The sequence below is a fragment of the Paraburkholderia graminis genome (genome assembly GCF_003330785.1).
Taxonomy (GTDB): Bacteria; Pseudomonadota; Gammaproteobacteria; order Burkholderiales; family Burkholderiaceae; genus Paraburkholderia; species Paraburkholderia graminis.
This window is the reverse complement of sequence record NZ_CP024934.1, coordinates 1229729-1242345: the sequence shown is the minus strand read 5'-3', so window position 1 is coordinate 1242345 and position 12617 is coordinate 1229729. Positions and strand designations below refer to the sequence as shown.

Below are 12617 nucleotides of genomic sequence, written 5' to 3'. Positions count from 1 at the left end.
CCCGACCGCGCGCCGGCGCAACCATCCTCAAGACCTCCGGAGACACAATGAAAATAATGGAAGCCCAAGCCGCCGGCGCGCAAAGCGCGGTCGGCCGCTATAGATGGACGATCTGCGCGCTGATCTTCTTTGCGACGACGATCAACTACATGGATCGTCAGATGCTCGGCCTGCTCGCGCCGCTGCTGCAGAAGGACATCGGCTGGAATCAGGTTCAGTATGCGCAGACCGTCATGGTGTTCACTGTCGCCTATGCGGTCGGCCTCGCGATTTTTGGCCGGATCGCGGACCGCTTCAGCACGAAGGCCGTGTACGGCAGCGCAATGGCAATGTGGAGTCTCGCCGCAATGCTGCACGCGGTGGCGTCGAGCGTACCGGGCTTTGCGGCTGTGCGAGGTCTGCTCGGTTTTGGCGAAGCGGCCAACTTTCCGGTCGCGATCCGCACCACGGCCACGTGGTTTCCGAAGAAAGAGCGCGCGTTGGCGACGGGCCTCTGGAACATGGGCGCCACCATCGGCGGAATCGTCGCGCCGGCTTTCGTGCCGATCGCCGCGGTAATGTGGGGCTGGCGCGCGACCTTCATCGCGGGCGGCGCCACGGGTTTCATCTGGCTCGCGGTGTGGCTGTTCGTGTACCGGCAGCCTGCGCAGCATCCGTCGGTGTCGAAGAGCGAACTCGATTACATCAATTCGGACCGCGACGAAGCCGTCGAACAATCGGTCAGTTGGCTTTCCGTGCTGAAGTATCGGGAGACGTGGGCTTTTATCGTCGGCAAGCTGCTGACCGATCCCGTGTGGTGGTTTTATCTGTTCTGGCTGCCCAAGTGGCTCAATGAATCGAGGCACATCGACATCCGCAATCTGGGCTTGCCGCTGATCGCGATCTACACGATGGCGTCGGTCGGCAGCGTGGCCGGCGGGTGGCTCTCGTCGCACCTGATGGCGCGATATAACAAGCCCAACTTTGCGCGCAAGATCTCGATGGGAATCTGCGCGGTGTGCGTCGTGCCGATTGCCACCCTCTCACATTTCCAAAGCCTTTGGTACGCGGTCTTCGCAGTCGGTCTGGCCGCCGCGGCGCACCAGGGATGGTCGGCGAACCTCGTCACGCTGGTAGGCGATGTGTTCCCGCGCCGCCTGGTGGGCACGGTGGTCGGCATCGGCGGCGTCGCGGGCATGGTCGGCTCGTTCTTCTACTCGGGCGTGATCGGCGAGACGCTGCAGCGCACCGGCCAGTATTGGGCGCTCTTCGCGGTTGGCGCATCGGCCTATCTGGTCGCGCTCGGCATCATCCATCTGCTCATGCCACGCATGGCGCCGGTGAAATTGCGCGATTGAAAAACCCTTTGCAGTAAAACGCGGAGCCTGTGCGGCGTGTCGATTCCCGCACTGGTTCCATTTCGTGACTGATCGGCACGCGGCGCGCATATCGAGCGTGCGCGCCGTCGCCTGAATGAATGAGTGAATGAATGGCAGCGTCAGATCGCGAGCCCGCCTGACACCTCGATGCGTTGAGCGTTGATCCAGCGATTGTCCTCCGACAGAAGCGAGGCAATCATCGGGCCGATGTCGTCGGGCACGCCGGGGCGGCCGAGCGCGGTCATCTCCCCGATGCGCCGGTTCATCTCCGGGTTGTCACGCACGATGCCGCCGCTGAAATCCGTCTCGACAGCGCCCGGCGCGACCACATTGACCGCGATGCGGCGCGGCCCGAGTTCCTTCGCCAGATACCTGGTCAGCGTTTCGACGGCGGCCTTCATCGAACCGTAAGGCCCGCTCTCCGGTACGATGATGCGCGTGAGTCCGCTCGAAACATTGACGATTCTGCCTCCATCGCGAATCAGCGGCAGCAGCTTCTGCGTCAGAAAGAACACGCCCTTGAAGTGGATGTTGTAGAGTGCGTCCAGCTCGGCTTCAGTCGTGTTTTCGATGCGGTTATGATGCGAGTTCCCTGCATTGTTGACGAGGTAGTCGAAGCGGTCGGCGCCCCATTCCCTCAGCGTGTCGCGCAGCGTCGTGACGAATGCGTCGAACGCACTGGCGTCGCCGGTATCGAGCTGCAAGGCCGCCGATCTGCTCCCTGTGGCGCGGGCTCTGGCGAGCACTTCGTCGGCGGCCGCGCGATTCACGTGATACGTGAAGACAGTGTCGATGCCGCGCTCCGCGAGCCTCAGCACTGTGTTGCGGCCTAGACCTCGGCTGCCGCCGGTGACGATTGCGATCTTACTTGCTGGCATGGCGATTCCTCCATTGAACATGCGTCGATCGTAATGACCGGCATGCCGGACGATAAGCCTGCGCACACCGCACGGGCTGTGCGGAATAGGCGAACAATGACCATTGCACCGAACATCAAGGATTTGACGGCGTTCGTCGCCGTGATAGAAGCTGGCGGTTTCCGCGACGCTGCACGCGCCATCGGCAGCAGTCCGTCCGCCGTCAGCGAAGCGGTGCGCCGCCTCGAAACGCGCACCGGCGTGCGGCTGCTGCATCGCACGACGCGCAGCGTCGCTGCGACTGAAGCGGGCACGCGCCTGCTGTCTCAGCTCAAGCCAGCGCTCGACGGACTGGAAGCGGCGCTCGACGTGGTCAATCAATTCCGCGACAAGCCGTTCGGCAAGCTCAAGCTGAACGTACCGGTGGTCGCCGCGCGGCTCATCCTGCCGCGGATACTGCCGGCGTTCCTGTCGATGTATCCGGAGATCGAACTGGAAGTCGTCGCTGACGACAGCTTCGTCGATCTGTTGTCCGCAGGCTGCGACGCGGGCATCCGGTACGGTGAAAGCCTCCAGCAGGACATGATCGCGGTGCCTATCGGCCCGCGCGAGCAGCGCATGGCGCTCGGCGCCTCACCGGCGTATCTGGCACGGCACGGACGGCCCGAACATCCCGACGATCTTGTGCGGCATGCCTGTCTGCGGCACCGCTTCTCAAGCGGCGCAATAGCCGAATGGCTCTTCGAACGCGACGGCAAAACCGTGCGGATCGAGCCGCAGGGGCCGTTGATCGTGCGCACGGGGAGCTCCGCAGAACTGTCGGTCGACGTCGCGCTCGCGGGCAACGGCATCGTGCAGTTATTCGACGACTGGCTCCGTCCGCACTTTGAAAGCGGCGCCCTCGAACCGGTGTTGGAGCCGTGGTGGTTGCGCTTTCCCGGACCCTATCTTTACTATCCGGGACGCCGCTACCTGCCCGCGCCGCTGCGCGCGTTCGTCGACTTCGTCAAGGCCGAATGCGAGCGCGCATGAATGTAGTTGATGGTTCGATGAACCGTGAACGCGGCGACCGAATCGGGCTCGCCATATCGCCCGAGATATTGCGGAGATGCGCAGGTCGCATCTAAAACTGAACAGTACGATATCGTGCTGATATAGCTCCGCCCGACCAATAGTTCGCGATTTCCGAAGCCAACAGGACTACACTTGAGGTACTGAATTCCGGGAGCAGCGCAATGGACGACTCTACCTCTCGAGGCACCTTTCGCGGTCTCCCATTGACTCCCGAGCAGGACGCGGAAGTCAGGCACTATATAAAGACGAAAAGCCGGCGAGGCGAGCCGTGGGACACGCCGGAGCTGGAGCTTCTACTCAAAGACATGCTTGTGCCGCCGTTAGACGAAGACACAGAAGCCGGTGCGACGGTGGACGAAGTGAGATCCGCCGCCGAACGCGCGACAACCTTTTCCGACGAGACAATGGACCCGATTGAAGCAAGCGAGGAGCGCAATGCCGCTATGGAAGCGGAGGGAATGAAAGGCCCGAGGCACTGATCCTGGCTCACGCCGGTAATGCGCGTGGCAATTAAATTGGTGAATCGACAGATGCCTGCATATTTGCACGCGTCGAGTCGAACACTGTGAAAGTCTTACATAAAAAAGGAAGTCATCATGAGCAAAGCCCACGACGCGAAAAAGACGGAAAAGAAAGTCGCTACAAAGACGCCGAAGGAAAAGAAAGACGCGAAGAAGCTGAAGAAGGAGGCTTCGAAGCGTCAATAAGTATGACTATGTCAGGAGCACCGCTGAACTCACACTCACGGCGAGTTGAGCGGGCGCTCCTGCCAGCGATCATGCCACGACGGTAAAAAAACAACAGCATGCGTTACGGTCGCCTGGGCGGTGTACTGCCACTCTGCGAGCCGCGATTGTAGGGCTGTGGTTGGGACGATCGGCCGTCCGCTCCTTCGTCCTTGCGCGTGCTGTTATCGGCGGCATTATTCTTTTTGTTTGGCGCAGCAGTCGGGGCCGTGCGGTTCAAGGTTTGCAGTTGCAGCAGCTTCAAGAGGCGGTCATCCGCGTGCGCAGTGGCCGTAGCGGCCATGCAGCTCGCGACGAGCAGTCCCATCGTCACTCGTGATTTAAGTATCGTAGTCATCGACGTCTCCCATCGAACGGCAATCGCCAGCGTATTCATCAGGAATGCCGCGCATGAACCGCGCCTGCCCGCCGACGACCGTTTGCCAGTTCCGCTTTCCATAGTACTCGCTGATGTAACCGGTACAGCAGCACCGCGGAAATTCATCGCTTGCTGTTAATCACATAGCCGATGCCGCGGACCGTCTGAATAGCATGTGGTCGACATGTGAGGCAAAAAACACGCGGGCATTTTCACGTGCATGTTTTGTTCGTGACAGACATTGCCGTCGTAATCGACGATCTGTCCGCGAGTCACCGGATCGCGCGTCGCCGGATGCTTCATATCCTGTGCCGCGCAACCAGTCAGGATCACTACGCATTGCAGCGTGATCAGGAAGCGCTTCATCTCGTGTTTGGTAACTCGCGGCTCTTATTGAGCGTGAGCGCCCGACGCAATGCGGGCTGACGGCGCGGCGGTGCCCGGCACGCCCTGCACCATCCCGTCATACTGTTCCTTCGATACCCCGCGCTCGGCGTAGATAAACGCCGCCACCTGCCAGAGCGTCTGGTCAGACTGCGTCTTGCCGAACGACGGCATCGCCGTCATGTTGACGCCATGCTTGATGACCCAGAACATCAGCTCCGGCTTATTGCGGCGTTGCGCAGCCAGCAGCGAGGGCGCGGCCGGCTGAATGCCTCGACCCACCGCGCTCAGCGGACGGTCCGGCGCGCCGTGACAGGTCGCACAGTTGGCGTCGTACATGCGCGCACCGGCCCGAACGTTTTCGAGCGACAGTAGATCGCCAGGTGCGATGTCGCGTCCCCCATGCCGGTGCAGAGACGCTTCGTAGGTCGCATGCAGCGTCGCGGCCAGGTACGGATTGTCTTTCGAACTCGCCGATACGTCGTAAATTCCCGAACGGACGAATGCAAGCGCGCCGCCGCCGATCAGCACGAGCAGACCGACGGCGGTGGCAACAATCTTTGCAAGCGTGGAATGAAGAAAACGCATGACGTGTCTGCCGATAAAGGTTCGAAGACCTCTCATTATCGGCAGCGTTCCTTGCCGAACGCCGTCGCCTGTATTACCGATTTGTCATCAAACCAGCGCGACCGGCCCGATTACTCCACGTCGTCATACACTGCGCCGCTGCGTCACCGCGTCTTCCCAACCCGTGCGCGCCTCGACCCATTCCGCCAACGCCAGCAAGCCGGCGTCATTCTGCGCGGCGCCCACCAGTTGCGCGCCGAGCGGCAAGCCCGACGGCCCAAATCGCATCGGCACCGTCACAGCGGGCACGCCGAGGAAAGTCCACGGCGCGCAGAACGAGGCATCGCCCGTATAGTCGAGGCCGCGTGGCGGCTCGCCGGTAGCGGGCGCGACCAGCAGCGCGTCGAGCATCATGGTTTGCGTCAGCCATGCATGAAAGCGCTGCGCCATCGGCACCTGCGCCGCCTTGATCCGCGCGTAGGTGGTGGCCGGCAACTTGCGCCCTTCATCGACGAGACCGCGCATCGCCGGACTCACGAGTTCGGGCGTGCGCTCGACCAGTTCGCCATGTGTGATCGCGGCTTCCACCGCCATCAGTTGCAGCGCATACGCGGGCGTCGCGAAGACTTCCTCCGGCAAATCCACCGCGACGATCTCCGCGCCGTCGCGCGCGAGTTGCGCCGCCAGCACGTCGAGCGCGGCTTGCTGCGCCGGCTCTATCACGCCGCCGGCCTGCTTCGACAACACGCCGATGCGCCGCTTGCCTGCGCTATGCGCGACGGCGGCCACATGCGACGCGTGCGGGTCCGCGACGTCGACGCCCGCGACGAGCTTCAGCACATACGCCACGTCGGCAACGCGTCGCGCGAACAGTCCAACGTGATCGAGCGACCACGCCAGCGGCAACACCCCGGTTCGCGCAATCGTGCCATACGTAGGCTTGAATCCGACGATGCCGCAATAAGCCGCCGGACGGATCACCGAGCCCTGCGTCTGCGTACCGAGCGCGAGCGGCACGATACCGGCCGCCACCGCCGCCGCCGAACCGCTGGACGATCCGCCCGGCGTGAACGCGCCATTCCACGGATTAACCGTCGGTCCCGGATGGCGCCACGCGAACTCGGTCGTCACCGTCTTGCCGATAACCGTCGCGCCGGCGGCCCGCAAGCGCGCCACCACCCACGCATCGCGCTCGGGGCGCCGTCCCTTGTACGCCGCCGAGTTGAATTCGGTGGGCATGTCGGCGGTATCGATGACATCCTTCACCGCGACCGGCACGCCGGCGAGCGGCGCGGTTGCATCGGCGAACGTATCCGGCGGCGTGTCCGGCAGATAACAGAACGCGTGCAACGTCGCTTGCGAATGCCGCGCGGCCTCGTAAGCGTCCGAAACATATTGCGCAGGCGTGGCGTCACCGGCGGCGAGCGCCGCGCGTATTTCGCCGATGGTCGGTGCTTGATTGAATAGGGTCATGAGAGCGTCGGAAAGCAGTTTATTTCGCGGCAAGCGCGGGCTGGATATAACTGTGGACGACGAACGTATCGTACTTCGGCTGCTGCTTCAGGTTGCCGAGCGCGATTTGCGTATCCATTGCAACGGCCAGCGCTTTCGGCGTGATGTCGACGCTCTTCGGATACACGCCTTCGGTCAGCATGCGCTTGACGGCCGCATCCACCACGGCCGCATCGAGCGTCGGGAATTCCTTGCGCGCGATCGCCTGGGTTTCGGCCGGATTGCTTTGCATGTAGCGCAGCGCGTTTTGCAGGCCCTTCACGAAGCGTGCGGCCGCATCGGGATCGACGCCGCGCTTCGCCGAAATCGACGAGAACGCGTACTCGCCATAAAGCTTCGGAAAGCCGAGCACGACTTTCATGCCTTTTGCCACGGCCTGGTCGAGGCCCGGCTCATACATCACCGCGATCTTCGACTGCCCGGCCACGAGCGGTCCAATCTCCGAACCGAGCGGCACCTGAATCAGCTTGACGTCGCTCTGCGACATGCCGTTTTCCTTCAGCAGCTTGAAGAACAAAGAGGTGCTGGTGGTCGGCATCTGTCCGGACACGACGACCTGGTCCTTCACGTCCTTGATGCTGTCGAATTTGACGCCGGGCGCGGTGGCAATCCATACCGCCGCGCCGTTCACGACGTTGGCGATGATGTCGACATCGGCGCCCTTCTCCGCGGCGACCGCCGTCCACTCCGGTCCGTGCAGCGAGAAATCGGCGCTGCCCGACAGCACGGCCGAAAGCGCCGCGCTCGGGCTGCCCGCCGTTTGCTTCGTGACGTCGAGTCCTTCCTTCGTGAAGAAGCCGCCGTCGATCGCGACATAGAGCGGCAGATAAAGCATCGACTGGAACGCCTGCGAAATCGTCACTTTCTTGTCGGCGGCAAATGCCGGCGATGAAACGGATGCAACGCTCAGCGCGAAAACCGTGGTCAGCGCGGCGAGCGCTTTTTTTGCTGTGAATGCCATCGTCCTGTCCTGGGATAAAAGTGATTGGACTGCGGGAATGCGTTTAAACCTTCAGCGTGCTCGTATTCGACGCCTGCCGCCAGGGCAGCAACTTGCGCTCGACGAGATCGATCAGGAAGTACAGCACGAAGCCGATCGCCATCAGCACGAAGAGCCCTTCCCATACGGTGTTGAGGTCGTACAGGCTCGACGCGGTGAAGATCATGTGCCCGAGCCCTTTCTCCGACGAAATGAATTCCCCCACCACGGCGCCGACCAGACCGAAGCCGACGTTGATGCGAAACGTGGAGATCACATACGGCAGCGTGAACGGCACCACGACTTTCATGAACACGTCGTTCTTGTCGGCGCCGAGCGTGACGAGCAGCGCCTGCAGATCGGGATCGGCGTCTTTCGCGGCCTCGTAGGCGGCAATCAACGCGACGATCGCAGTCAGCGAAATCGCCAGCGCGACTTTCGATATCAAGCCGGTGCCGAACCACAAGATCACGATGGGCGCGAACGCGATCTTCGGCACGCTATTGATCGCGACGATGAACGGCTCGATCAGCCGCGCGACGAATGGCGAGTACCAGAGCGCGAGCCCGCACACGGAGCCGACCGCGGTGCCGAACACGAAGCCAAGAATGGCTTCGAAGAGCGTATAGCCGGTATCGATGAACAACTGATACGAGCGGATGTCGCGCAGCAGCGCGTCGAAAATTTTCGCCGGCGAGCCGACCAGAAAATTCGATACCCAGCCAACGCGCGCCGCCCCTTCCCAGATCGCGAAGAAAGCGACCACCGCCGCGAGTTGCAGCAGCGAGCGGCCCCAGCCGCTGTCGAGCACGAGCCGCCGCGCGCGTGCGCGAGGCGCGCGCCGCGCCGCAGCGCTTTTATCGATGGAAACGGATTGCGTCATGCCGCCCTCACCTCGGTCTGAATATCCAGTTCGCCGCACAACGCGTGGAAATAGCCCGCGAAGTTCGGATCGCTGCGCGCGCCGATCGGCGAACGCGCGGCAATGTCGATGTCGTAGACCTTCTTCACCTGCGAAGGCCGACCGCCGAGCACGACGACGCGCTTCGACAACGCGACGGCTTCGTCGATATCGTGCGTGACCAGCACCACGGTCTTGTGGAACGTCTCGACCGCTTCCATCAGCACGCCCTCCAGATACAGACGCGTTTGATAGTCGAGCGCGGAGAACGGCTCATCGAGCAGAATGATGTCGGGATCGTTGATCAGCGTGCGGATCAACGCCACGCGTTGGCGCATGCCGCCCGACAACATGCGCGGATAAGCGTTCTCGAAGCCGGCAAGGCCATACGTGTTGAGATACTCCATCGCCATTTCATGCGCCTCGGCCGCCGGCATGCCGGAAAGCTCGGGGCCGATCAGCACGTTCTGCAACACCGTGCGCCACGGCAGCAACAAATCGCGCTGCATCATGTAGCCGACCTTGCCGCGCAATCCGTCCACGGCTTGCCCGCGATAGACGATCTCGCCGCTGTCCGCCTCGAGCAGCCCGGCGATCACATTGAACACCGTCGTCTTGCCGCAGCCCGACGGTCCGATGATGCTGACGAAATCGCGTTCGTGGATGTCGAACGTGAGACCGCCGAGTACGTCGACCGAACCCAGTTTGTTCGAAAACGATTTACGGATATTGCGTAACGCGAGTTGAACTGACATGCATGCTCCTCGATCACGATTCATGGTGCGTCGGCAGAAGCCGCGGCCGTCGCGTCACACACCCTGCGGCGCGGCAAGAAAACGGCGACGCATCGGCTTGAGCACGGCAATCGCGAGCAGCGCGGTCACGATGTCGAGCGTGATCGCCGTCGAGAACACCGGCACCCAGCTTCCCGCGTGTTGATGCATCAGTGCCGCGAGCGGCCCGCCGAAGATCGAGCCGATGCCCTGCGAGATGTACAGCCAGCCGTAGTTCTCGGTGGCATGACGGGTGCCGAAGGTGTCGGTGAGCGTCGACGGGAACAGCGAAAAAATCTCGCCCCAGCCGAAGAACACCACGCCCGACAGCAGCACGAACAGCACCGCGTTATCGCGCGTGAAAAGCCACAGCGCCATCGCGACGCCTTCGAGCGCGAATGCGATGAACATCGTGTTTTCGCGGCCCAGCTTGTCGGACACCCAGCCGAACAGCGGCCGCGTGAGGCCGTTCGTGAAGCGGTCGATGGTCAGCGCGAGCGGCAGCGCCGCCATGCCGAATACAAGCACCTGGGTCACGCCGAAGTCGGCGGCGAAGGTGGCCATTTGCGAGGTGACCATCAGGCCCGATGTGGACATCATCGTCATCATCGCGAACATCAGCCAGAAGACGGGCGTCTTCAGCGTTTGCGACGGACGCAAATTCGCGACCGCCGAAACGCCGGACCCGGCTGCGCTCGCAGCGACGCTTTCGTGCGAAGGCGGCACGCGCAATCCTTGCGAGGCCAGCAAGCCGACCAGCGCGAACGCAATGCCGAATATCCACAACGTGGCGTCGATGCCGCGAGCCTGCAACGACGTCGCAATCGGAAACGTCGTGACGATCGCGCCCATGCCGTAGCCGGCCGCCACGGCGCCCGCCGCGAAGCCGCGCTGCTTCGGGAACCAGCGCACCATCAGACCCACGACGCCAACATAGACGATGCCGGTTCCCAATCCGCCGACCACGCCATACGTCAGGTAAAGCATCGGCGCGCTGTGCACCTGCGAAGCCAGCACCCAGCTCAAACCCGACATGACCGTGCCGATGGAGATCAGCACACGCGGACCGAAGCGGTCGATCAGCTTGCCCTGGAACGGCGAGAAGAAAGTTTGCAGAATGATCAGCAGCGAGAACGTCACCTGCAGTTCGGGCAGCGCAACGCCCAGCTTCGCGGCGAGCGGTTTGGTCATCAGCGTCCAGACGTATTGCGGGCTCGAGATCGCCATCATGCAGACGAGACCGAGTCCAAGCTGTAGCCAGCGGTTGTGCGCGGCGGACGTCGAGACGTTCCCGATTTCCGCGGATGTCATGGGTTGAGAGCGTGTGTTCATCGTGACTCCGGTTACTGAGCGAATGCCCGCCGGCGAGCGGCAGACGTGCAGCGTCCTCCGGGCCGATAGGCCGGACCTGCGGTTCGATTGAAAAAACGCCTGTAGGCTTACCAGCCCGCGGCGGCGCCGTCACTGCGCGGATCGTGGCCCGCTTCGATCAATCCATTGGGATACCGAACGATTGCGCCCGCGTGTCCCATTGCTTCGTCGTAAGGCTGCATCGTCTCGACCTCGTGGCCCAGCGCTTCGAGCTTCGCCACGGTGCCCGGTGCGAAGCGCGCCTCCAGCTTGAGCGTGTCAGTCGATTGGCCCCATGTGCGGCCGAGCAGCCAGCGCGGCGCGTCGATCGCGGCCTGCGGATTCCAGCCGAAGTTGGCGATGCGCGAAAACACCGCGCTCTGCGATTGCGGCTGACCGTCGCCGCCCATGTTTCCGTAGACCATCGTGCGGCCGTCGTCGAAACATGCGAGCGCCGGATTCAACGTATGAAATGGCCTGCGCAACGGCGTCAGCGGATTGAGCGCGCCTTCGTCGAGCGAGAAACTGCAGCCGCGGTTCTGCCAGTTGACGCCCGATTCCGGCAGCACGATGCCGCTGCCGAACTCGTGATAAATGCTCTGGATGAAGCTCACCGACACGCCGTCGCTATCGGTGACGCCAAGCCACACCGTGTCGCCCGGCCCGCGGCCGGCGCCCCACGGCGCGGCCTGCGTCGGCGAGATGCGCGCGGCCATTGCGTCGAGCGCGGCGGGTTCGAGAAACGCGCGCGGATCAGCGCGCATGTGGTCCGGATCGGTGATCGCGGTGTCGCGCACGGCGAAGGCCAGCTTCGTCGCCTCGACGCACGCATGCACGAACTCGGGACCGAGCGGGTCCATGTCGTTCGTCAGCACGCGGTCGAGCATGCCGAGAATCAGCAGCGACACGAGTCCTTGCGTGGGCGGCGGCATGTTGTAGATCGTCCCGAGCGAGTGCTTGAGCGCAAGCGGCGTACGAAACCGCGCCTCGTGCCGTTCGAGATCCGCGAGCGTGAGCAGCGAGCCGGCCGATTGCAGATCGCCCGCCATGCTGCGGGCGAGATCGCCGCGATAAAAATCGTCGAGGCCGGCATCGGCGAGACGCTCCAGGGTCGCGGCAAGGCGCGGCGCAATGAACAGCTCGCCGGTGGCCGGCACGTGCTCGCCATGCAAAAACGTTTCGGCGAAGCCGGCAACCGGACGCAATTCATCGAGCCGGCTCGCGACGCACTGCGACTGGCTGCGCGTGACCGGCACGCCGTGTCGCGCGTAATGGATCGCGTCTTCGAGCAGACGCTTGACCGGCATCTTGCCGCCGAGCGTGTCCGCCGACCAGCGATGCGCGAGTTGCCAACCCGACACGGTGCCTGCCACGGTATTGGCCGCGAGCGGTCCGCGCGTCGGAATCGCTGTGAGCCCGCGCGAACGGTATTCGTCGATGGTCGCGGCAAGCGCCGCCGCACCGCACGCCTCGATCGCAACCGGCGCCGCGCCTGGGCGCGAGATCAGCCAGAAACCGTCGCCGCCGATGCTGTTCATGTGCGGATAGACCACGGCGATCGTCGCGGCGGCGGAGATCATCGCCTCGACCGCGTTACCGCCGTCGCGCAGGATCGCGAGCGCGCTTTGGGCGGCGAGCGCGTGCGGCGCGACCGCCATGCCGCGAGTCGCGCGCGTTGAATTCAGTTGTTCGGACGACATGTTTTCCCGGCAGATTTGCTTGTATACATGCAGATCAGATATGCGAGAACCATGCCAA

Annotated in this window: 11 protein-coding genes; 3 read left to right on the top strand and 8 right to left on the bottom strand. The window is 63.1% G+C overall.

The window, feature by feature from the left end:
• Nucleotides 1-47: 47 nt before the first annotated feature.
• Nucleotides 48-1337, top strand: coding sequence for an MFS transporter (locus CUJ91_RS05615; protein WP_006048260.1), 1290 nt, complete (start codon nucleotides 48-50; stop codon nucleotides 1335-1337).
• Between the two features lie 140 nt (nucleotides 1338-1477).
• Here the strand turns inward: CUJ91_RS05615 and CUJ91_RS05610 are convergent, their stop codons facing one another.
• Nucleotides 1478-2236 (bottom strand): SDR family NAD(P)-dependent oxidoreductase, encoded by a 759-nt coding sequence (locus CUJ91_RS05610; protein ID WP_114156010.1) that lies wholly within the window; start codon nucleotides 2234-2236, stop codon nucleotides 1478-1480.
• Nucleotides 2237-2332: 96 nt separating this feature from the next.
• Between CUJ91_RS05610 and CUJ91_RS05605 the strand changes: the two genes are divergently transcribed.
• Together CUJ91_RS05605 and CUJ91_RS05600 are read left to right on the top strand one after the other, a co-directional pair.
• Nucleotides 2333-3247: a LysR family transcriptional regulator gene (locus CUJ91_RS05605; RefSeq protein WP_006048263.1), complete on the top strand. Its 915-nt coding sequence runs from the start codon at nucleotides 2333-2335 to the stop codon at nucleotides 3245-3247.
• 203 nt (nucleotides 3248-3450) lie between these two features.
• Nucleotides 3451-3768, top strand: a complete 318-nt coding sequence (locus tag CUJ91_RS05600; RefSeq protein ID WP_006048264.1) for a hypothetical protein — start codon at nucleotides 3451-3453, stop codon at nucleotides 3766-3768.
• A gap of 1015 nt (nucleotides 3769-4783) precedes the next feature.
• Here CUJ91_RS05600 and CUJ91_RS05585 read toward each other — a convergent pair.
• The 7 genes from CUJ91_RS05585 to CUJ91_RS05555 form a co-directional block, all read right to left on the bottom strand.
• Nucleotides 4784-5365 (bottom strand): c-type cytochrome, encoded by a 582-nt coding sequence (locus tag CUJ91_RS05585; RefSeq protein ID WP_114156008.1) that lies wholly within the window; start codon nucleotides 5363-5365, stop codon nucleotides 4784-4786.
• A 123-nt stretch (nucleotides 5366-5488) separates the two neighbouring features.
• Nucleotides 5489-6817, bottom strand: coding sequence for an amidase (locus CUJ91_RS05580; protein ID WP_114156007.1), 1329 nt, complete (start codon nucleotides 6815-6817; stop codon nucleotides 5489-5491).
• 19 nt (nucleotides 6818-6836) lie between these two features.
• On the bottom strand, nucleotides 6837-7817 hold the full coding sequence (locus CUJ91_RS05575) for an ABC transporter substrate-binding protein (RefSeq protein ID WP_114156006.1): 981 nt from the start codon (nucleotides 7815-7817) through the stop codon (nucleotides 6837-6839).
• Between the two features lie 43 nt (nucleotides 7818-7860).
• Nucleotides 7861-8718 (bottom strand): ABC transporter permease, encoded by an 858-nt coding sequence (locus tag CUJ91_RS05570; RefSeq protein ID WP_114156005.1) that lies wholly within the window; start codon nucleotides 8716-8718, stop codon nucleotides 7861-7863.
• Nucleotides 8715-9491 (bottom strand): ABC transporter ATP-binding protein, encoded by a 777-nt coding sequence (locus CUJ91_RS05565; protein WP_006048271.1) that lies wholly within the window; start codon nucleotides 9489-9491, stop codon nucleotides 8715-8717. The genes CUJ91_RS05570 and CUJ91_RS05565 overlap by 4 nt, the downstream gene beginning before the upstream one ends.
• Before the next feature lie 54 nt (nucleotides 9492-9545).
• The gene (gene oxlT, locus CUJ91_RS05560; protein ID WP_114156004.1) at nucleotides 9546-10841 is read right to left on the bottom strand and encodes an oxalate/formate MFS antiporter; all 1296 of its coding nucleotides are present in this window, start codon (nucleotides 10839-10841) and stop codon (nucleotides 9546-9548) included.
• A gap of 107 nt (nucleotides 10842-10948) precedes the next feature.
• Complete coding sequence (locus tag CUJ91_RS05555; RefSeq protein WP_114156003.1) at nucleotides 10949-12559, bottom strand: gamma-glutamyltransferase family protein; 1611 nt, start codon at nucleotides 12557-12559, stop codon at nucleotides 10949-10951.
• Nucleotides 12560-12617 lie beyond the last annotated feature (58 nt).

Bases quoted from the DNA above. Each gene is read 5' to 3' on its own strand.
- CUJ91_RS05615 (WP_006048260.1), top strand. From the start codon at position 48: ATGAAAATAATGGAAGCCCAAGCCGCCGGCGCGCAAAGCGCGGTCGGC.
- CUJ91_RS05610 (WP_114156010.1), bottom strand. From the start codon at position 2,236: ATGCCAGCAAGTAAGATCGCAATCGTCACCGGCGGCAGCCGAGGTCTA.
- CUJ91_RS05605 (WP_006048263.1), top strand. From the start codon at position 2,333: ATGACCATTGCACCGAACATCAAGGATTTGACGGCGTTCGTCGCCGTG.
- CUJ91_RS05600 (WP_006048264.1), top strand. From the start codon at position 3,451: ATGGACGACTCTACCTCTCGAGGCACCTTTCGCGGTCTCCCATTGACT.
- CUJ91_RS05585 (WP_114156008.1), bottom strand. From the start codon at position 5,365: ATGCGTTTTCTTCATTCCACGCTTGCAAAGATTGTTGCCACCGCCGTC.
- CUJ91_RS05580 (WP_114156007.1), bottom strand. From the start codon at position 6,817: ATGACCCTATTCAATCAAGCACCGACCATCGGCGAAATACGCGCGGCG.
- CUJ91_RS05575 (WP_114156006.1), bottom strand. From the start codon at position 7,817: ATGGCATTCACAGCAAAAAAAGCGCTCGCCGCGCTGACCACGGTTTTC.
- CUJ91_RS05570 (WP_114156005.1), bottom strand. From the start codon at position 8,718: ATGACGCAATCCGTTTCCATCGATAAAAGCGCTGCGGCGCGGCGCGCG.
- CUJ91_RS05565 (WP_006048271.1), bottom strand. From the start codon at position 9,491: ATGTCAGTTCAACTCGCGTTACGCAATATCCGTAAATCGTTTTCGAAC.
- oxlT (WP_114156004.1), bottom strand. From the start codon at position 10,841: ATGAACACACGCTCTCAACCCATGACATCCGCGGAAATCGGGAACGTC.
- CUJ91_RS05555 (WP_114156003.1), bottom strand. From the start codon at position 12,559: ATGTCGTCCGAACAACTGAATTCAACGCGCGCGACTCGCGGCATGGCG.